Consider the following 20,434-nt stretch of genomic DNA (forward strand, 5'->3'; position numbering starts at 1 on the left):
AAACAACAGCGAACAATGGTTATGCATGGCAATACGGGTAGCGGTAGCAGGCGCAAAGGGCCGGACGGGCTCGCATATCGTTCAGGGCGTCTTAGCGCACGCGAATATGGAACTGGTTGTGGGCGTGGATCTCCAGGGCGTTGGCGAGGTGCTCGCACCGGGCGTCCGCGTGGCGAGTCCGGACGAGCTGGGCACCCTGCTCAAAGCGGCGAAACCACAGGTGCTCGTGGATTTCACGAACGCTGCCTCAGCGGTTGAGAACGTGAAGATCGCGGCACAGCAGAACGTCAAACTCGTGGTTGGCACGACCGGCTTCTCAGCCGAGCAGTTCAAGGAGCTGGAAACCGCAATCACCGGTCACGTCCCCGCTATCATCTCACCAAATTTCTCCATCGGCGTCAACGTCTTCTGGAACGTCATTGCCGAGGCGGCCCGGCAGCTCCACACCTATCAGTACCATATGGAGGTGATCGAGTTGCATCATGCGCACAAAAAGGATGCACCGAGCGGCACGGCATTGAAAGCCGCAGAACTGCTGGCCGCCTATCTCCCCGCTGCTGATCGCAGGTTTGTGTATGGTCGGCAGGGCATGACCGGCGAGCGAACACAGGACGAGATCGGTATACACGCGATACGCGCGGGCGAGATCGTCGGCGAGCATACCGTGCTCTATGCGGGTAACGGCGAGCGATTGGAGATAACACACCGTGCACAGAGCCGCGATGCGTTCGCACACGGTGCGCTCACGGCTATAGCCTGGATTCACGAGAAGGCTGAGTGCCGGATCTTTTCCATGGCTGAGATGCTGCACGAGCTGGAACTGGCTTAGTCCGCCGTCGCAGATGCAGGGCGTGCTGTGTGCCGTGAAGAGGAAGGAACGAACATGAGTGGATCGAAGCAGGTAAAGGACTTAAAGACGGGTAGCAGTGTCGACGCCACGTTCCTCGTCATGGAGAAGGAGTTGCGGGAATTCGTTGCGAAACCAGGGCACTATCTCCAGGTGAAACTCGGCGATAGCACCGGCAGTATCTGGGCGCGCTGCTGGGACCGTGCAGAAGCGGTGGCCGCGACCTTTGAACTCGGGGATATCGTTCGTGTACGGGGTGTTGTGGACTCGTTTAAGGGCCGGCTGCAGCTCATTTTCGAGCCCAACGGGATCGAACGGCGTGCGATATCCTACGATGTCACCGACTATCTCCCCCGGACCACGCGGGACATTGATCAGATGTTCGTCGAGCTCCTGGCGAAGGCCGAGCGCATTGAGAACGAGTATCTGAAACGCATCGTTCTTTCGTTCCTCATTGATCCCGCCGGTGCGCAAGCCTTCAAGAAAGCGCCAGCCGCGAAGATCCATCATCACAATTATATCGGCGGGCTGCTCGAGCACACACTCGCGGTGGTGACGCTCTGCGAGACGATTACTGGCCTTCATCCAGAGCTCGATCGCGATCTGCTGCTCGCCGGGGCCATCTTGCACGACCTGGGGAAGACCGCGGCCTATGAATATACCGTCCGAATCGATGTCACGGATGAGGGCGGGCTCGTGAACCACATCGTGCTCGGCTATCAGATGGTGGACGAGAGCATACGACGATACAAAGACTTTCCCGATGAACTGCGTCTGCGGTTGCTCCATCTCATTCTGAGCCACCATAATTACGGGGAGTGGGGCTCTCCGGTCAGACCGCTCTTCGCAGAGGCTGAGGCGTTATGTCATGCGGACATGCTCGATTCGCAGCTCCAGGAATTCGTGCAGCTCCAGCGCTATGAGGAAGGAAAGGGCAAGGATGGTATCTGGAGCGACTTCATCCGCAGCCTGGATCGTTTCCTCTACCTGAGCCCTGAGAAGAAGAGAACAGCAGCTCAGGAGCGCGAGAGAACCTGAGGCTGGCTATGGACAAAGAGACTGCGGACACCACGACCGTTCACAGTATACTTCGGGTGATCAGATTACCCGATCTCTTTTCGATGCTCAATGCCATGCTCGGATTCGGTGCGATTATCCTTGTACTTGATGACCGCAGGGGCACGGGAACGACAATGGCCACGGCGCTCATCCTGATCTTACTCGCGGCCGTGCTCGATGGTCTCGACGGTATAGTAGCGCGAGCATTGGAGAGCTCGCTGCTGGGTGAATTCCTCGATTCGCTTGCCGATATGGTCTCATTCGGTATTGCACCGGCGATTCTTGCCTATGTCTTCATCACGGACTCTTCTGGACTGGCCGCGCCGTATAGCGCTCTCGCTCTCGCAATCGGCGGCTCATATATCATCTGCGGCATGCTCCGGCTGGCGCGATTCAATGCGAACCTGCTCGTAACGAGTGCTCACGAACAACGAGAACGGAGCGACGAGTTCCTCGGCTTTCCTATTACCGGCAGCGCCATGTTCCTGGCCTCCTTTATGCTCCTGATCACCGGGCTACCGATCCCGCCAGTAACGAGCGCGGCGCTGCTGATTGGCGTGATGGCCCTGCTCTGCTCTTTGATGACGAGTCGAATACGCTATCACAAGCTCAGAGATCGGCGCATCACGGTCACCGTGGGGCTTATCTTTCTCGCGCTCTTTCTTTCTTATCTACTCTCGTTCGGGTTCGTTTATCTCGCCTTCGTGGTACTCGCGTTGACAGCATTTTATATGTGCAGCCCGCTCTTATATGTAGGGGTAAAAAAGGTTATTTGAATCCTATCGTTGTATGAGTGCACACACCAAATGGGGAGCGAATAATGAAATTTGTAAAGTGGTTTGAAGAGGTAGGGTCAGGAGATGTAGCTCTGGTCGGCGGTAAGAATGCATCTCTTGGCGAGATGATCCAAAATCTGCGCGCGAAGGGCGTGAATGTGCCCTCCGGCTTTGCGGTCACTGCGGAGGCCTACCGGTATGTTATTGATCAGGCGGGCATACGCGGGAAGATCGAGGAGACGCTGGCAGACCTGGATACGCATGATATGGCGAACTTATCCACGCGTGGTCGTAAGCTGCGTGAGCTGATCAGGACGGCACCGTGTCCCCGGGATCTCGAGGATGAGATCCGTGCGGCGTATCGGGAGATGGAGCAGCGCTACGGCACGAATGTGGACGTTGCGGTACGGAGCAGTGCTACCGCGGAGGATCTCCCAACCGCGAGTTTCGCCGGGCAACAGGAGACCTACTTGAACGTTCGGGGCGAGGAGGAGCTCATGGAGCGGGTGATGGACTGCTTTGCCTCGCTCTTCACCGATCGGGCAATTTCCTACCGTGTTGATAAAGGCTTCGACCATCTCAGCGTTTATCTCTCCGTCGGCGTGCAGAAGATGGTTCGGTCTGATCTGGCATCCGCCGGTGTTATCTTCTCTATCGATCCCGAATCGGGCTTCAGCAATGCGGTTTACCTTACGGGCGCTTACGGGCTGGGCGAGAACGTCGTGCAGGGCACCGTCAATCCTGATCAGTTCTATGTCTTCAAGCCCACGCTGGCTCAAGGCTTCCATCCCATCGTGGAGCGGAAATTGGGTACGAAGCGAAAGAAGCTGGTCTACAAGGAGAACGAGGTGGGGACCGAGCAGCAGTATATCACGAAGGAGGAGGCGCAGCAATTCATATTGACGGACGATGAGCTGCTGGTGCTCGCCCGCTGGGCGGTCATTATCGAGGAGCATTACGGGCTACCGATGGATATCGAATGGGCCAAGGACGGGCGTACCGGCGAGCTCTTTATCGTGCAGGCGCGACCGGAGACGGTGCATTCACAGAAGGATCTCGCAGCCATCGAGACGTATGTGCTCGAGGAGAGCGGTAACCTGCTGGTCACCGGTGAAGCCGTGGGGCACAAGATCGGGTCCGGCGAGGTGACGGTCATCCTGAACGCGAGCGACATCCACAAATTCAAGCCGGGACAGGTGCTGGTCACGGAGATGACCGACCCGGACTGGGAGCCGATCATGAAGGTCGCGGGTGCGATCGTCACTGATCGAGGGGGTAGAACCTGTCACGCCGCGATCATTTCCCGTGAGCTCGGTATACCCTGTGTCATCGGCACGGATAAGGGCTCGAAGCTCTTGAAGGATGTCAAAGCGGTCACGGTCGATTGCTCGGAGGGCACTGGGCGGATCTTCGAGGGGAAGCTCAAATACCGCGTGGATACGCGCTCTTCTGAGAACCTGCCACGACCGTGCACGCAGATCATGATGAATGCCGCCATACCTGACACGGCGTTCGTCCAGGGGCAAATCCCCAATGACGGGGTCGGACTGGCCCGCGAGGAGTTCATTATCAATTCATACATCGGCATACACCCGCGCGCACTGCTCGATTACGAGCAGTTGCAGGCGCAGGCTAAAGCGGACGAGCGCATCGCGGACGTCGTGAAGGCGATCGATGAGCGGAGTGCATCATATTCTGACAAGGTGCAATTCTTCATCGATAATCTCGCCATGGGTATCGCGAAGATCGCGGCTGGCTTTTATCCGAACGACGTGATCGTCCGGCTCTCTGACTTCAAGACGAATGAGTACGCCAATCTCATCGGCGGGTATCTCTATGAGCCCCAGGAGAGCAATCCCATGCTCGGGTGGCGCGGCGCTTCTCGTTACTATGATGCGAAGTTCAAAGCCGCTTTTGGCCTGGAATGCCGGGCGATCAAGAAAGTACGCGAGGACATGGGGCTGACCAATATCAAGGTCATGGTCCCCTTCTGTCGAACGCCCGAGGAGGGACGTAAGGTGATCGAGACGATGGCGGAGTACGGCTTGAAGCAGAACGAGGAGGGGTTGGAAGTATACGTGATGTGTGAGATCCCCTCGAATGTGATCCTGGCCGATGAATTCGCCGACGTATTCGATGGCTTCAGCATCGGCTCGAACGACCTGACGCAGCTCACGCTGGGGCTTGATCGCGATTCAGATCTCGTTGCGCACCTCTTTGATGAGCGTAACGAAGCGGTGAAGCGGTTGGTGAAGCATGTTATCGACGTCGCGCACGAGCACGAGCCGAGGCGGAAGATCGGCATTTGCGGTCAGGCGCCAAGCGATTTCCCCGAATTTGCCGAGTTCCTCGTGGAATGCGGGATCGACTCAATGTCCTTGAATAGCGATGCGGTTATTTCCACACGGCTACAGGTGGCGGAAGTAGAGAAGCGATTAGGAAAATGTACGTAAAGATACGCGCAATTGACGTCGTACGGGTGCCTCCAGAACGGCTGGGAGACGATCTGGATGGGGTGGTCACGGAGATGCTCCAGGATAAGCTGGAAGGCCGTCTGGATAAGAAGGTCGGGATGTTCATCGCGATCCTGGACGTCGTGGATATTAAAGAAGGGCGGATAATGATCGGCGACGCGGGCGTCTATTACGAGACGGTGTTTGACGCGCTCGTGTTCAGACCGAAGATGCAGGAGATCGTGGAAGGCGAAGTGGTGGAGATCGTCGAATTCGGCGCCTTCGTCGAGATTGGCCCGCTCGACGGGTTGTTGCACATCAGTCAGATTACTGATGAGTACATCTCGTATGACGAGAAGAATGCGAAGCTCGTAACGAAGGAGACGAGCAGGACGCTGGGTGAAGGCGATCGCCTTCGCGCGCGAATCGTCGCTATCTCACTCAACGAACGTGATCCCAGTGAGAGTAAGATCGGCTTAACGATGCGGCAGCCTGGTTTGGGGAAACTGGAGTGGCTCGAAGAGGAGCGGCAGAAAGCGGCCGCGAAGGAGAATGAAGCGGCGCGAAAGGTGAAACCGGCAGGAACGGAACCGGCGAAGAAGTAAATAAGCAAACGACGAAGGAGGAACGATGATGGATAAGGCGTGCAGAGATTGTCACCGACTCATAGAGGCGGGACGGGCGGTCTGTATCTGTGGCTCGAATGCGATGAGCGCGGATTGGACGGGTTATCTGGCGATCATTGATGCGAAAGGCTCGGCGATCGCGGAAAAATTAGAGATCACGAAGGCGGGTAGGTACGCCTTGAAGGTAAGATGAGGTGAGTGAGAAACCGAGATGGAAATCGAGATAGTGGAAAAGAAGGATAATCAATTGCTGAAGCGGAAGGAGATCTCTTTTAAGCTGAAGCATGAGGCTGAGGGAGCATCGCCGAGTAGAGCGGAAGCGCGGAGCGCCTTGATCAAAGCGCTCACGTGCAATTCTCACCTGCTTGTCATCGATCGGATGAATACCGAGTATGGTAAGCGGGAAACGGTTGGCTATGCGAAGCTCTACGAGACCGAAGAGCGGCTGAACGAGATCGAGCGGAAGCATATCCTCACACGGAACTTTGAGGGCGCCGGAGCGGCAAAAGCAGGTGCAGAATAGGCTAAACCCGGGAGCGAAGAACAGAAACATGGCGACAACACACGGATTTTACGAGCTGGTCGAGGAAAAAGGGACGGTAAAGGCGCGCAGGAAGCGGAAGATGTGCCCGCGATGCGGCGCGGGGGTGTTCCTGGCCGAGCACGAAGACCGGTATTCCTGTGGCAAATGCGGCTATACCGAATTCAGGAAGCAATAAAGCGCGGAGCGAGACACCGTCGGGAACCGCGCAGGAGCGATCCCTTTTGCCGGTTCTCACGGTGACGCTCTATCCGCCCAGCTCTTCTTTTCTTTAGTGAGTGGAATGGAATAACGGCACGTCAGTCAGTGCGCGGCGTGAAGCTCACGGTGCAGGGCACTCATAAGATCCGCGGGCTTTTGAAATACCCCTTCTCCGTCTTTGCCGCGTTCTGCAACGCTTCTGACTGCTTTAACTGCTCCTTCGGCTCGTCCTGCCGCACTACATCCTTGATGCCAATGACGTGGTATGTCGGCTCAACGTCGGTCGTGTCCACCTCATCCAGAACAGCGAAGTAATCCAGGATCGAGCTCAATTGCTGCTCAAACAAGCCCTTCTCCGCTTCACTCAGCGCTATCCGCGCCAGCCATCCAAGGTGCTCGATCTCTTCTTTTTTCAGCATGCTGCTGCAGTGCCTTCTCCTACAGGTATCAAACAAATTTATCTACAGAAATACCTTATTCTTCATAGGGCAAGAAAGACGTAATGCCAAAGACCGATGACCCGAGCAGTCATCCTCGCGGGGGGCTTCGGGACGCGGCTCAGACCGCTCACGGCTACGGTGCCGAAGGCGATGATCCCGCTCGTGAATCGGCCCGTGATCGATTATATCCTGGATTACCTCGCGGGCTACGGCTTGAACGATATCGTCATCACCACGAACTACCTGCGCGAGCAGACGATCGAGTATCTCACCCGGCGTCGAGTCGGTTTGACAATTGCCTATCCCGAGGAGCCCGCGCCGTTAGGAACCGCGGGCTCGGTGAAGAACGCGGCAATTAGCGAACGGATGCTGGTCATTCAAGGCGATAACATCACCGAAATAGACCTGCGACACCTGCTGCGGTTTCACGATGAGCACGGGGGGCTGGTAACTATCGCCCTACTGCCCGTGCTGGATCCGTCGCTCTTCGGGATTGCGCAGCTCGCTGCGACCGGGAAGATCCTGCAGTTCAAGGAGAAGCCCGCTCCGGGCGAGTGCTTCTCTAACCTCGCGAACACCGGCCTGTACATCCTGGAGCCCGAGGCTCTCGAACTAGTACCTTCGGATCGTGCGTTCGATTTCTCCAAAGATTTGTTCCCCCGGCTCGTCGCGCGCGGCGAGGTTTACGGGTGTGTCGTTGAGGGTTTCTGGGCCGATGTGGGCAACCTCGAGGGCTATCTGGCGGCGAGCAGATGGATACTGGAGAAGGGCGACTTTCGGTGTGCGGATACCGCGGAGATTGACGATTGCGATATCCAGGGCAACGTGGCGATCGGCGAACACGCGCGGGTTGATGCTTCGGTTGTGCGCGGGCCCGCGGTCATCGGCAGCCGAGCAACGCTGCGCAAGAGCAAGCTGTACAGCTCAGTCGTGCTTCCCGGGGCACTGCTGGCTGATACTACACTCCATAACAGCATCATCCAGCAGAATGCGGTGATCGAAGGTGAAGAGATCGTGAATTGTATTCGATGACTGTGTACGTGCGGATAGGCGGTTTGTTTATTCTCTTGTTCAGCCCTTTTTCTCTTGCCTCGCGCTTTCACCGCTTTCCAGAGCTCAACGACAATGAAGATCGAGATACTGGTACCGAGCGCCAGCCCCCATTCGCAACCCGATAGGGGGACTGAGTGGAAAAATCGCGCGATGGAGGGGAGCTGGACCGCGAAGAGCAGGAGCAGAAGTGACCCGAACACGCCAAGGATCAGCCCTCTGTTTGAGAATATCCCGATCCGGAAGAGCGAATGCCGTGCAGAGCGGCAAGTGAAGGCGTTGATCAGCTCGTAGAGGATAAAGGTCGCGAAGACCATCGTTTGCGCCTTCGGGAGCGCAGAGCGGGGCAGATAGTGGAGAAAGATACCGAGGCAACCACTGACAATTACTGCAGCCATAAGTGCGAGCGTTTTGAGCATGCCTCCGGTGAAGACGCGTTCGTTCGGGTCTCGCGGTGGCCGGTCCACGATGTCGGGATCTGGGGGTTCTACGCCCAGCCCCATCGCCGGTAAGTCTTCGATGACGATATTCGCCCCGAGGATCTGGATCGCGATCAGCGGAAAAGGGAGCCCGTAGCAGAACGCACCTGCCAGGAGGCAGACCTCCGCAACGCCATAAGAGAGGATGTCCGTGAGATATTTCTTGACGTTATCGTAAATGGCGCGGCCTTCATGGATCGCGGCCACGATCGTGGCGAAGTTATTATCTGTCAGCACCAGATCAGCGGCCTCCTTCGCGACGTCAGTTCCTGAGTTCATGGCGATACCCGCGTCGCTCCGTTTTAACGCCGGTGCATCGTCGATCCCATCGCCCGTCATCGCAACCACCGCGCCGTTCCGCTGCAAGACTTCGCCGATCCTCAATTTGTGCTCAGGCGAGACGCGCTCAAACTCCGCGTCACTTAATTGTTCCAGATCAGCACCGGTCATCGACGGACCCGGGATGATCCCAAGCTCCTTTGCGCTCGCAACCGCCGTGAGTTTATGGTCGCCGGTGATCATGATGAGGACGATCCCTGCCCGTTTGCAGTACCCGATCGCTTCTTATACCTCTTCCCGCGGCGGGTCAGTCATGCCCAGGAGCCCAACGAAGATAAGGTCACGCTCCACCGTTTCAGGTGTGAGCTGCTCCAGGTCATCTTCCCGCAATTCGCGATATGCCACGCCAATGAGCCGATAGGCACGTGAGGCGAGCTCATCGCTCAGCATTACTACCCTGGTTCGTTCGTCCGCGCTGAGTTGCTCTTCCCGGGTCTCGCCGTTGACCTCGCGGTAGATTCGGTTCGAGAGCTGCACGAGCGATTCCGGGGCGCCCTTGACGTACGCCACGAGCTTCCCGGTCTCCGTGTCTCGATGAATGGTGGTCATTCGCATCCGGTCTCGTTCAAAGGGGAGTTCAGCCTCACGTGGATAGCGCTGCTCCAGGTCCTGCTTCTTGAGACCCGCCTTCTCGGCTGCGACCACTAATGCACCTTCGGTGGGAGCGCCATTGAGCTTAACGGCCGCAGCTTCTCTCCGAATGCCACTATCGTTGCAGAGCGCCGCGATCTGCAAGGCCATTCGTAGCGATGCATTCGTAGCGAGATCCACCTGCTCGCCAGTTTCCTGATCCAGGAATTCTCCGGCCGGCTCATAACCCAGACCGGTAACCTCGATCATCCGTCCGCCGGCATACAGGATGCGAACGGTCATCTCGTTCTTTGTCAGCGTTCCGGTTTTATCTGCGCAGATCGTGGTGATGCAGCCCAGGGTCTCGACAGCCGGTAATTTCCGGATGATCGCCTTATTCCGCGCCATCCGCTGCACACCCGCCGCGAGCGTTCCGGTGACGATGAGCGGCAAGGTCTCGGGGACGATCGCGACCGCCAGGCTGATCCCCCAGATAAGCATATCCAGGAACTCGTAGCCGCGCAGCACCCCGACCGCGAGAATAGCTGCGCAGATGATCACATACGCGGTGCTCAACCACCGCCCGATCTCGTTAATCCGTCGTTTGAGTGGGGTTTCCACTTCGGGCTCTGCAGCGAGCATCCCGGCAATCTTCCCGAACTCCGTTTGCATGCCGGTAGCGGTAACCACACACCTTCTCCGGCCTTCCAGGACGGTGGTGCCCGGATAGACCATATTGCTCCGCTCCGCAAGGTTCACGGCCGCCGCCGTCAGCGCCGCTGTGTCCTTGTTCACGGGAACGGATTCACCGGTCAGGAGTGACGTGACTCGTCTACCGTGAGATTCTTGCTTTCGATGAGGCGCGCATTCGCAGCTACGCGGTCGCCCGGCCGGAGGAGCAGAATATCTCCCGGCACAATATCACACGTGCATATCAGCTCTTCACTGCCTGCACGGATCACCGCCGCAGTGGGCGCGGTAAGCGCTTTTAAGCGCTTGATCGCTTTTTCAGCGCGATACTCGAGGAGAAAGCCCAGGATAACGCAGAGCAGGACGGCTGCCGCGATTACCACGGAGTCCAGAAGGTCCCCGATCGCCGCGGAGATCACCGTCGCCGCGAGCAGGATAAGGATAAACGCGTTTTTGAACTGTGCGAGCAAGAGCTTTGGCACAGAAAGCGGCTCCTCCGCGGTGAGCTCGTTCGGTCCAAACTGCGCCTGGCGCTGTTGCACCTCAACCGCATCGAGTCCCGTATCCGAGCTCCGCAAGGCCTGTAGAACGTCTGCTGACTCCCGCAGGTGCCATGCAGTCTCCGCCCGCTCCCCGGAATCAGAACTTATCGCGGTGCTCATTCAGTCACATCCTACCGTAGGAGTTCATAGCGATAGCGCGTGCATCTACCGGTAACGGGCCGCTGATGAAGTCACGACGCTGCCGGTCTTACGGAGACACGGGCTCGAGCCATTTCAGGTACTTTGGCTCGCGTGCTTTGAGTACCGCGAAGAACTTCTTCTGGAGCGCGCTCGTGACCGCTCCTTTTCGCCCGCCGCCGATCAGCACGCCGTCGATCTCGCGTATCGGCGCCATCTCCGCGGCGGTTCCGGTGAAGAAAGCTTCGTCTGCCGCACAGAGTTCTTCTTTCGTTATCCGTTTCTCTACGATCGTATAGCCCATATCGCGTGCGAGTTCCATCACGGAGGCACGCGTGATCCCGGGTAAGATCGAGGAGTCCGCTTCCGGCGTGTATATGATGCCTTCTTTCACCATGAATACGTTCTCACCGGGGCCTTCAGCAATGTAACCACGGGTATCGAGCAGTATCGCCTCACCAAAGCCCCGCGCCTTGGCGTCCAGGGAGGCTAAGATCGAATTGAGATAGTGACCCACGGCCTTTGCGGTGACCGGCAAGGTGGTCGGGTCTATTCGGCGCCAGGGCGAGATGGTGCAGCGGATTCCGCCTTCCGCAGCCTCTTCCCCCAAATACGCACCCCAGGGCCAAACCGCGATGGCGCAATCCACCGGACAGCCCGTTGGATTCAATCCCAGGTGATGATAGCCAAAGAACGCGATCGGACGGATGTAGCATGCGTCAAGCTTGTTGATCCGGATCGTCCCCTTGATCGCTTCACTCAGTTCCGCCTTCGTGTAGGGGATCTCCATCTGGTAGGCTGCCGCAGACCGATACATCCGATCCATGTGCTCCTTCAGCCTGAAGATGAACGCACCCTGCTCCGTCGCGTAACATCGAATCCCTTCAAAGACGCCCGAGCCGTAGTGTAACCCGTGGACGAGCACATGCACCTTCGCGTCCTTCCACTCGACGAACGTGCCGTTCAGCCAAATTTTCCCCTCGCCGGTAAAGGCCTCTGCCATCAGTATCTCCCCCTCTCCGTCTTATCGAATCGCCGCTTTTCTAATAATCACTTTTCGCTTAAAAGTCTCTACAGTTAGGTTAGAAGTGAAAGGACGGCTGGTTCTGAATACGCCGCTTCAGTATCCGCGCCTCGAGCTGCAAGCTACGCCATGCTTCTCTGACTCGCTCCTCGAGCTCCTCATCCTCGTGCAACACGGCGACGAATGACGGCCCGGTGCCCGAGAGGCTCACGCCCGCTACGCCGCATTCCAGCGCTCTGAGCATCGGCTCCGGGTCGAAGCGCAGCGCCGCGCAATACAGGAATCCGTTCAAGGTCATCGCCTCATCAAACCTGCCGTCCAGCGCCCATTCGTGCGCACGACCGATCCACGGCGCGATCACCTTTGATCGTACCACATTCGTATCTGCGGTGAACGCTTGCGTCCGTGGCACGAGGATGAGAACGGTGGCATCTCGCTCGACTCGCTTCAGCAGCGCGCGCTTCTCGTTGTCGGTGATGACAATGCCACCGAGCGCGGAGGCGCAGGCGTCGTCAAACGCGCCCGTTATGGAAACGCCCACATCGAGCGCGGCATCGATCCCGATCCCAATCGCCTCCAAAGCGCCGGGCAGGGTCGTCACTTCGACCCCGATCGCATTCAGGGTCGCAGCCACGGTAGCATTTGCCGCGGCACTGCTGCTCTTCAAACCGCTCCCAAGGGGTATTTCACTGCGCGTTTTTACGTACGCGCCGTACGGCATGTCGAACTTCCGCAGCACTAATTCCACACACCGCTCAATTAACCGGGTATCCCCCGGCATCGCCGCTCCGCGGTCATCCCTGATCTCTCCCTGTACGAACTTCAGGTCTGCACCCAGTTCCACCTCCGCCTCAGTCCAGAGATCGAGCCCGAAGGCCGCGCCTCTCAGGGTCGCAATGGCATTGATGATCGTTCCCGCGCCACTGGCGCGCCCATGCCCTTTCCCGCTTCTCGCTGCAGCCATCTCGTCCTTTTGCCACCGTCACGCACGCACGATACGAGCTTTCGACGTGCCGTTCACGGGCGCCTCGTAGGGATAGATAATAAGGCGCTGCTTACATAAGGCTCTCCTCTCCGCTCGGTCACGGGCGTGTGGGTGAACCCGCGCGCACAAACAAAAACAAAACCGGAAATTATTTATACGATGAGCAGTTACTCACGTTTAGCATTCTAAAAGGGAAAAAGGAGCGGGGATGCAAAATGCCAAAGGAACCAAAGGAAGTTGTCATTGTTGGCGGTGGCGTCGCGGGAATATTCGTCTTGCGGAACTTGTTCGCGGATAAGGACAAGGTGCCGGACGGGCTCCATATAACCTTAATCAAGCGCGAGAAGAGCGGCTGGGTCTCCACCTGCGGCTTGCCCTTTGCGTTGCGCGGCTGGTATGAACTGGAGCGAACGGAGATCCAGAAGCCCGGATTCTACCTCGAGCAGGGCGTTGATTTCCGGAGCGAGAGCGAGGTTACGAGGCTCAATCTGGACGAGAAGAGCGTGGAATTGAAGAATGGCGAAACCCTGAATTACGATTACCTCGTTATCGCAACAGGGCGTAAGCAGTCGGTGAAAGAGACGACGCTGGACGGTGTGTTTACCTTTAACGACGAGAATGATGCGTGTAAGATCGAAGAGGCGTTGAAGACCCATGACGTGAAGCATGCGTTTGTCCGCGGTCGCGGAATTATCGGCTTGCAATCCGCCGTTGCATTTGCGGAACGGGGCATCAAGACCACGATTCTCGGCGGACCGCCGTCGTTATTACCCTCGAGCCTGGATCCTGATACAGGCGATATCATCAAGGAGCGTCTGGAGAAGAACGGGATGCGATTCATCCTTGATCGGCGCGAGATAACGGCGATCAAGGGCAAGGATGGCTGGGTGAGGTCAGTCGTTATCGGTGAGACGGCGGCGGATAAAGAGGAGATCCCGGCCGAGATCGTGATCATTGGTAAGTGGATGCTGCCCGAGACGGATCTCGCGAAGGCGGCGGGAATTGCGATCGGTGAGACGGGCGGAATCGTTACTGATCGCTCAATGCATGTGAAGCGAGGACGGCGCTCGTTGAACGAGGTGTACGCGCTCGGTGACTGTGTTGAGGTCGTTGATGGCATCACCCATCGTCCGAAATTGAATCAAATGGCCTCGACCGCTGTTGTTCAGGCGCGGGTCATCGGTGACAACATCTTGAGCGACATCCTGGGCCAGCCACGTTTATACTCTACCTGTGAGTACTGCATCAGCCCGACGGTCGCGGACATTGGCTGCGGGCTCCTGATGGGTTCCGTGGGTGTGACCACCGATGCGGCAACCCGGGCGGGTATAAAGACGATCAGCGGCACAGCGACGAAGCTCGTCAAGGCGCGATACTTCCCCGGTGCGACCTCGATGACCATGAAATTGATCTTCGACGCCTTTACTCTGCGCTTGTTGGGCGCGCAGATGGTGGGCGAAGTCTGCGTTGCCGAACGAGTAAATGAGTTCGAGATCGCGATTCGAGCGGGGCTAACCGCAGCGGAACTGCGGAACATGGAGCGGAGCTTCGATCCGTCAGTTGCGCAACTGGAGGACGTGACGGTAGACGCAGCAAAGAAAGCACTGGAGAGCGCTTAGCTTAGTCTGCTGAACTATCCGTTATTCGCACTCCTGCTTTTCTTTTCTTTTTTCGAGACCGCCGTTTGCAACGGCCGTGCGTACGGTCGTTCGCAGTTGGTGGGCCGTACGGTACGGGTGGAACCCTGAGCATGAGCAGATGCCGCACTCAGTTACCACCGCAGAACGCGGGTATCAAAAGAGCGCCTCATCCTGCTCGTACGTGCGATCCAGCCGGAGAGCGAGTTCAGCTTTGGTGAGCTCTCTACTCAAATAGGCGATATGGGACGGCATTGAAGCCAGCTCCAGACGTAGTATCGTATCCATTATCGCCCCTGCGCTTTCACCGATGATCCGCTTGCCACTGGGCGAATGGTGCGCGCAGATCTGCCGCGGTGAATCGCTTGCGTTATCGAGCACGCAGAGAAAGATCCTGAAGAAGCCCCGGGGATCACGCTGCCAGGTTTCGGCCGGTGCCGCAGCAACAAGTTGATCGCCGTGCACGTCAGTAAGTGGTCCTTTCCGCTTCTCCTTGAGTACAAGCAGGTCAATGCCGAGGTCTTTCGGTGCGCTACGACGCGCACGCGCGAGCAGCATCATCTCCGCGGCCACGCGCAACTCGCGCACACTCCCCCGGGCCTTATCGCTGCATTCCGGTGCAAAGAGGATATCGGCCCGCAGTTCAGAAGCGATGCCGGCCAGGGTCGCGTTGATACCCACGGAATCAGCGTCCATGAGTTCAGTGACGTTGCCGACGCCGAAGAAGAGCGGGGTGTGCTTGTCCTGCATGCGGAACGTATAATAGTTGTACAACGAATCGGCGATGCCATAGCCCACGGCATTCAAGATCGGGTCGCCGATGATGCGGGTAATGCCTGCCGCTCTCGCTTCTGCTATATTCGCCAGCAAGCTCTCATTCGCTGTCCGCGGGTCAGCACTGTCCGGTATAACGACCGCGGCCACATCGTGATCCGCAACTGCGGCACCAATCTCCGGAATGTTCTCCCGGTTCACGCTGAGCACCATGTCCACCCCGTTCTCGACACCCGTGCGAATATGCTCGACATCAAGGGAGTCGATGGAAACGGGCACGTGCGGCGCGAACGACCGCACCGTTTGTACCGCCCGTGCCACCTCGCTTGTGGTCGCACCGATATGAACACCCACGTCCAGAATGTCCGCGCCGCTGCTCAGATACTGGTGCGTGAGCCGCTGTATCTCTCGCGCGGTCATGAGCGTGGCGTCCACGAGTTCCGCGCAGACCTTCATCCGCGAACCACCGCCGATCTTCAGCCCGTTCAGGGAGAATACCGCTCGTGCTCGGCGCTCAAACTCCTCCAGGTTCTGCTTCGCAGCCGCTCGGCGCTTGGTCGTCAGGAACTGATCGGCCGGAACGTGTGCCGAGAACTCGATCTCCTCCAGGTATCGTAACGCCTCGCCAATGTCGTATGCGTGCCGTGGTCCCAGGCGTATGGGTGTTCCTAGCTCAGCTTCCAGGGCGCTGAAGTCCGCGGTACAGAAGCCCGAGATTAATATCAGATCGCTCGCTGTCGCGTGCTGCTGCTGCTCGAGCGCGCGCTTCAACGATCTCGGAGTGCTAAACGCGGCGATGTTCAAGTCCTGCGTCAGCACCTTGCAGGAGATATCGGGCACAGCCGCGGTTTTGAGCGCATCCCGCACCATGCCTTCCGCTTTCCGCCCGGTAGCCAGAGTGATCCTCATGAGTCCACGCCTGTACCGTTCTATCTGGATATGTATTTATTTATTGTGCAAGGAAGCCTAAAAACGCGTCATCCGGTTTGTCTTTGATCGTTTGATTCACGATAAACGTCTCAGTTCGCTCGATCGCCTCAAAGGCTTGCAGCTCTTGCAGGAACGCGGTCATTTCGTTCTTGTCCCTGAACAGCAGCTCGAGGAAGAAATCAAACCGGCCGAAGAGGAGCTGGATCCTCCGCACGTGCGTGCTCTCTCTTAAGAACGCAGAGAGCTCCTCGCGCAGGTGCCGCTCGGGCTTGGCGATGATCAGCGTGTAGGCCTGGAACGCGAACCCGAGCTTCTCAGCGTCCAGGGAGACGGAGAAGCCCCGGATAATACCCGCTGCGGCAAGCTTCCGGACATGCTCTAAGGCAAGCTGTCTGCTCACCCCGCACTGCCGGCCCAGTTCGGAGTACGAGCGACGTCCGTCCGCGAGCAGCGCGCGGAGGATGCATTTGTCCTTATTCTTCAGCTTCAGGTATTCCATTTGTAAAAATAAATATCGAAAATTTTATAAATAGTTATCTTTTTTTTCTTCTTGGCTGAGCAACGATTGCGAAAGCGGACGGTGAAGCAACTGGAGGGGTACAGATAGATGGAAGAAGGACGAATAGTGGAGAGATTAAGCGCACTGGTGGGTGAGGACAACGCTCGGAAACTCGAGAAGATCGATCATCCACCACTGCACCATTTAATAGCTCGGTACGTTGAGCTCTGTGAGCCAGATAGTGTATTTGTCAGCACGGATTCGGTCGAGGATATCGCGTACGTGCGGCAGGCGGCGATCCGGGCGGGTGAGGAGCTTGAGCTCGCGCTCGCGGGTCATACGGCACATTTCGATGGCTATTACGATCAGGCACGCGACAAGAAGAACACGAAGTTTCTGCTACCACCGGGCGTTGATTTGGGCTCGGATATCAATGCCATGGGTAGAGCGGCCGGGCTGGAAGAGATACACAAGATCTTGAAGGGTATCATGAAGGGGCACCAGTTATTTGTCCGTTTCTTCTGTTTGGGCCCGCTCAGCTCAACCTTCTCCATCCCTGCCGTTCAGCTTACTGATTCCGGCTATGTCGCGCATTCAGAGGATCTGCTCTACCGGCAGGGCTACGAGGAGTTCGTGCGCCTGGGCCGAACGGCGCGGTTCTTCACGTTCGTGCATTCCGCGGGCGAGCTGGACGAACGCAAGAACTGCACGGACATCGAGAATAGACGCGTGTACATCGATCTCGAGGACGAAACGGTGTACAGTGCGAATACCCAGTATGGCGGGAACACGATCGGGCACAAGAAGCTGGCGATGCGGCCCGCGATCCGTCGTGCATCGGAAGAAGGCTGGCTGACCGAGCACATGTTCATCATGGGTGTGCACGGGCCACATAACCGTGTGACGTATTTTACCGGGGCCTTCCCCTCGCTCTGCGGTAAGACCTCCACGTCTATGGTGGAGGGTGAGACGATCGTGGGCGATGATATCGCGTATCTACGGATAGTGGACGGTGTTATTCGTGCCGTAAATCCGGAGCGGGGCATATTCGGGATCATTCAGGGCGTTAATGCCAAAGATGATCCGATCATCTGGGATGCGCTCCACAGCCCGGCGGAGATCATCTTCTCCAACGTGCTGGTAACGGCGGATAAAGGGGTATACTGGATCGGGAAAGATGGTGAAGTACCACGAAGGGGGCTCAATCACTCGGGTGCGTGGTACCTCGGGAAGAAAGATGAGGACGGCAACGAGATACCCCCGTCACATCCGAATGCCCGCTTTACGCTCGATATGCAGCTCTTAGAGAATCTCGATCCTGAGCTGAATAATCCCTCTGGTGTAGAGATCGGCGGTATCATTTACGGCGGCCGGGATTCGGACACGAAAGTCCCGCTCGAGGAATCCTTTGATTGGGTGCACGGCGTCATCACCATGGGCGCCGCACTGGAGTCTGAGACGACCGCAGCGACACTGGGAAAAGAGGGCGTGCGCAAGATCAACCCGATGTCGAACCTGGATTTCCTCTCCATCCCGCTGGGCGCCTATATCGATGCGCACCTCGAATTCGGTACGGTATTGCAGGCGCCGCCGCGCATCTTCTCGGTAAACTATTTCATACGCGACAAACGCGGGCAATTCCTGAACGATAAGGCGGACAAAGCGGTCTGGCTGAAGTGGATGGAGCGGCGTGTGCATAACGAGGTGGAGGTGTTCATAACGCCCACGGGGGGTATTCCGCGTTACAATGACCTCAAGGAGCTGTTTGCAGCGGTGCTCAAGAAGCAGTATACTGAAGCAGCGTACCGCCAGCAATTCACCGTGCGGGTACGGGAGAATCTGGCCAAGATCGAGCGCGTGGAGCAGTTTTACCGGACGAACGTGCCGGACACGCCGCCGGCGCTCTATACCGTTCTGGCCGAGCAGAAAGAACGGCTCGAGGAGGCGCGGAAACAACACGGGGACTACATATCCCCGTTTGCCTTTGAATAGCACGGGCACGATATGCAGCGTATTTTCATCACCGGCTGGTTTGGTCAGTGAAAGGCTATACCCAATGACCGGACTGAGGATACGAGAGCGATCAGATCAGCGACCGCGGAAAGGACTACTCAAGTAGCTCCAGCATCTGCGCGATTTTTACGTCATACGTTAAAAGATAGCTCATAGCCGCTCTTGCCAGTCGCAGGCGAGTAGTACGAGCGATCGTTCCGTCTTTTCTGAGCTCTGCACCTACCTCATCATAGCTCGCGGGGTTCACGATCACGGTAACGTGCTCGAAGTGCTTTATCCCGTTTCGGAGCAGCGCTACGCCACCGATGTCCATTCGGTCGAGCGGCTTCGTGGAGTTCTGATCAGGGGGTATGAGATTGACGACGACGAAACCAATTTCCCCGGTCGCGATCTCAGCGTGGATGCGGGGATGCAGCGTTTTCACCCTGCCGCCGAGCAGCTCCGGGGTACCGGTGAACGCAGCAACCGGAATGGCCGGGATATCTTCGCGCTCAATGGTCCGGGCGGTACCTTCGGTTGCGATAATGGTGATGCCGCGTTCGTGCAATGCCTTCGCGAGTTCTACCAGCTTTGTTTTATCGTATACGCTGATGATGGCTTTCATGACGCTCGTGCAGTGCAGTGCAGGTTACCCGGATTCTGTATTAATTATATGGTACAGCAATGAGCTACCAAAGAACCCCCAATCCGTAGAAGACGCGGCTGGGTTTACTTACGTTACGTAACTCCAAGCCCCAGGTATTTCCCTTCTCGCGTGGTATGCGGCGCGAGCATGTCGATATTCAACCGACTAACCAGCTCCTTGTACCGGTCCCTGATCGTGATCTCGGTAGTGCCAGCGACTTTAGCGATCTCCTTCTCCGTGATCTTCTCGCCACTCAGCATCGCGGCTATGTAAATGGCGGCTGCGGCAGTTCCTATCGGCCCCCAACCTTTTGCGACGCCGGTTCCCTGGTCATCCTTCAGGATCTCAATCGCCCGCTCCCTGATCTCCTCACTCAGCCCGAGCTTCGAGCAGAATCGCGGGATATAGAGTGCAGGATTGGCCGGCGCGAGCTTGATCTCCAACTTGCGCAGGAGAAAGATATAGGCCCTTCGAATCTTCTTCAACGGGCTCCGGGAGACCGCGGCAATCTCCTTCAAGGTGCGCGGTACCTCGTACCGGCGGCAGGTGATATACAGCATTGCGGAGACCAGCTCCTCGATACTGCGGCCCTTGATCAAGTTCTTCTTCATCGCCTTACGGTACAGGACCGAGGTCTCTTCCTTGATATTATTCGGGAGCTTCAGGGCACAGGCCATGCGATCGATCTCGACGAGCGCAAGTGCAAGGGTCTTGTCGCTGGAGTCGATGCTTATGCCGCGCAACCGCTTGGTACGTGCCGGCAGTCCGGGCATCGGCGTGCCCAGCCCTTTGTCGTGTATCCGGTAGCTCATGGGTGGTCCGGTTCTTATCCGCTTCGCTGCCTGTTCTTCGTCGTAGGAGCGCCATTCAGGGCCGAGATCAACGATATCCTCGACCAGGACGACCCCGCAGTCACCGCAGTACAACTCAGCATGCTTTGAATCAACGACGATGTTCTTCGATCCGCATTCAGGACATGTCCGTATTCGCTCACCCATCTATTCTCTCCGCACCTCTAAACCGGAGTAACACGACGCTCGCTCGCGCTCATAAGAACTGCAGAACTCAGCGCACAATAATTTACTATTGTAATCCTAAGGAGTTTCATTATTCCCAAGGAAGGTGTTACGATAGTACCTATACATTCATACTATATAAAGTTGCAGGAAATTTAATTCCCTATCCTGGCGGACAAC

At 57.2% G+C, this 20,434-nt stretch carries 21 protein-coding genes; 11 read left to right on the forward strand and 10 right to left on the reverse strand.

Features of this window, described 5'->3' with window-relative positions:
* The first annotated feature begins 25 nt into the window (after positions 1 to 25).
* From ENN68_04515 to ENN68_04550, 8 genes are read left to right on the forward strand one after another with little or no spacing between them, the layout of a single operon-like run.
* Complete coding sequence (locus ENN68_04515) at positions 26 to 829, forward strand: 4-hydroxy-tetrahydrodipicolinate reductase (GenBank protein ID HDS45345.1); 804 nt, start codon at positions 26 to 28, stop codon at positions 827 to 829.
* 54 nt (positions 830 to 883) lie between these two features.
* Entirely contained in the window at positions 884 to 1,885 is a 1,002-nt protein-coding gene (locus ENN68_04520) for an HD domain-containing protein (GenBank protein ID HDS45346.1), read from the forward strand.
* 8 nt (positions 1,886 to 1,893) lie between these two features.
* Entirely contained in the window at positions 1,894 to 2,682 is a 789-nt protein-coding gene (locus tag ENN68_04525) for a hypothetical protein (protein HDS45347.1), read from the forward strand.
* A 44-nt stretch (positions 2,683 to 2,726) separates the two neighbouring features.
* A complete protein-coding gene (locus ENN68_04530; GenBank protein ID HDS45348.1) occupies positions 2,727 to 5,135 on the forward strand; it encodes a phosphoenolpyruvate synthase in 2,409 nt (802 codons plus the stop codon).
* Positions 5,126 to 5,740, forward strand: coding sequence for a DNA-directed RNA polymerase (locus tag ENN68_04535; protein ID HDS45349.1), 615 nt, complete (start codon positions 5,126 to 5,128; stop codon positions 5,738 to 5,740). Before ENN68_04530 ends, ENN68_04535 begins: the two co-directional genes overlap by 10 nt.
* A gap of 25 nt (positions 5,741 to 5,765) precedes the next feature.
* The gene (locus ENN68_04540; GenBank protein HDS45350.1) at positions 5,766 to 5,954 is read left to right on the forward strand and encodes a DNA-directed RNA polymerase, subunit E''; all 189 of its coding nucleotides are present in this window, start codon (positions 5,766 to 5,768) and stop codon (positions 5,952 to 5,954) included.
* Between the two features lie 18 nt (positions 5,955 to 5,972).
* Positions 5,973 to 6,284: a 30S ribosomal protein S24e gene (gene rps24e, locus ENN68_04545; GenBank protein ID HDS45351.1), complete on the forward strand. Its 312-nt coding sequence runs from the start codon at positions 5,973 to 5,975 to the stop codon at positions 6,282 to 6,284.
* A 28-nt stretch (positions 6,285 to 6,312) separates the two neighbouring features.
* Positions 6,313 to 6,480 (forward strand): 30S ribosomal protein S27ae, encoded by a 168-nt coding sequence (locus tag ENN68_04550; protein ID HDS45352.1) that lies wholly within the window; start codon positions 6,313 to 6,315, stop codon positions 6,478 to 6,480.
* 160 nt (positions 6,481 to 6,640) lie between these two features.
* Here ENN68_04550 and gatC read toward each other — a convergent pair whose 3' ends face one another.
* On the reverse strand, positions 6,641 to 6,922 hold the full coding sequence (gene gatC, locus ENN68_04555; GenBank protein HDS45353.1) for an Asp-tRNA(Asn)/Glu-tRNA(Gln) amidotransferase subunit GatC: 282 nt from the start codon (positions 6,920 to 6,922) through the stop codon (positions 6,641 to 6,643).
* Positions 6,923 to 7,018: 96 nt separating this feature from the next.
* On the opposite strand from gatC, the gene ENN68_04560 reads away from it, so the two are divergent.
* The gene (locus ENN68_04560; protein HDS45354.1) at positions 7,019 to 7,975 is read left to right on the forward strand and encodes an NDP-sugar synthase; all 957 of its coding nucleotides are present in this window, start codon (positions 7,019 to 7,021) and stop codon (positions 7,973 to 7,975) included.
* Here ENN68_04560 and ENN68_04565 read toward each other — a convergent pair.
* From ENN68_04565 to ENN68_04585, 5 genes are all read right to left on the reverse strand, one after another.
* Positions 7,678 to 8,994, reverse strand: coding sequence for an HAD family hydrolase (locus ENN68_04565; protein ID HDS45355.1), 1,317 nt, complete (start codon positions 8,992 to 8,994; stop codon positions 7,678 to 7,680). The two genes, ENN68_04560 and ENN68_04565, sit on opposite strands and share 298 nt — an antisense overlap.
* Before the next feature lie 42 nt (positions 8,995 to 9,036).
* Positions 9,037 to 10,197 (reverse strand): hypothetical protein, encoded by a 1,161-nt coding sequence (locus ENN68_04570; GenBank protein ID HDS45356.1) that lies wholly within the window; start codon positions 10,195 to 10,197, stop codon positions 9,037 to 9,039.
* Positions 10,194 to 10,733 carry a hypothetical protein gene (locus ENN68_04575; protein HDS45357.1) on the reverse strand — a complete coding sequence of 180 codons (540 nt, stop codon included), beginning with the start codon at positions 10,731 to 10,733 and terminating at the stop codon, positions 10,194 to 10,196. The genes ENN68_04570 and ENN68_04575 overlap by 4 nt, the downstream gene beginning before the upstream one ends.
* A gap of 88 nt (positions 10,734 to 10,821) precedes the next feature.
* Positions 10,822 to 11,754: a branched-chain amino acid transaminase gene (locus ENN68_04580; GenBank protein ID HDS45358.1), complete on the reverse strand. Its 933-nt coding sequence runs from the start codon at positions 11,752 to 11,754 to the stop codon at positions 10,822 to 10,824.
* A gap of 79 nt (positions 11,755 to 11,833) precedes the next feature.
* Positions 11,834 to 12,739 carry a shikimate kinase gene (locus ENN68_04585; protein HDS45359.1) on the reverse strand — a complete coding sequence of 302 codons (906 nt, stop codon included), beginning with the start codon at positions 12,737 to 12,739 and terminating at the stop codon, positions 11,834 to 11,836.
* Positions 12,740 to 12,975: 236 nt separating this feature from the next.
* Between ENN68_04585 and ENN68_04590 the strand changes: the two genes are divergently transcribed.
* The gene (locus tag ENN68_04590) at positions 12,976 to 14,379 is read left to right on the forward strand and encodes a hypothetical protein (protein ID HDS45360.1); all 1,404 of its coding nucleotides are present in this window, start codon (positions 12,976 to 12,978) and stop codon (positions 14,377 to 14,379) included.
* Between the two features lie 174 nt (positions 14,380 to 14,553).
* Here the strand turns inward: ENN68_04590 and ENN68_04595 are convergent, their stop codons facing one another.
* Complete coding sequence (locus ENN68_04595; protein ID HDS45361.1) at positions 14,554 to 16,080, reverse strand: dihydropteroate synthase-like protein; 1,527 nt, start codon at positions 16,078 to 16,080, stop codon at positions 14,554 to 14,556.
* A gap of 40 nt (positions 16,081 to 16,120) precedes the next feature.
* A complete protein-coding gene (locus tag ENN68_04600) occupies positions 16,121 to 16,600 on the reverse strand; it encodes an Lrp/AsnC family transcriptional regulator (GenBank protein HDS45362.1) in 480 nt (159 codons plus the stop codon).
* Between the two features lie 108 nt (positions 16,601 to 16,708).
* On the opposite strand from ENN68_04600, the gene ENN68_04605 reads away from it, so the two are divergent.
* Complete coding sequence (locus tag ENN68_04605) at positions 16,709 to 18,592, forward strand: phosphoenolpyruvate carboxykinase (GTP) (protein ID HDS45363.1); 1,884 nt, start codon at positions 16,709 to 16,711, stop codon at positions 18,590 to 18,592.
* 115 nt (positions 18,593 to 18,707) lie between these two features.
* Here the strand turns inward: ENN68_04605 and ENN68_04610 are convergent, their stop codons facing one another.
* A complete protein-coding gene (locus tag ENN68_04610; protein ID HDS45364.1) occupies positions 18,708 to 19,217 on the reverse strand; it encodes a hypothetical protein in 510 nt (169 codons plus the stop codon).
* Positions 19,218 to 19,330: 113 nt separating this feature from the next.
* Positions 19,331 to 20,236 (reverse strand): transcription initiation factor IIB, encoded by a 906-nt coding sequence (gene tfb, locus ENN68_04615; GenBank protein ID HDS45365.1) that lies wholly within the window; start codon positions 20,234 to 20,236, stop codon positions 19,331 to 19,333.
* Positions 20,237 to 20,434: the final 198 nt, after the last annotated feature.

It is taken from the genome of Methanomicrobia archaeon (genome assembly GCA_011049045.1).
GTDB lineage: Archaea > Halobacteriota > Syntropharchaeia > Alkanophagales > Methanospirareceae > JACGMN01.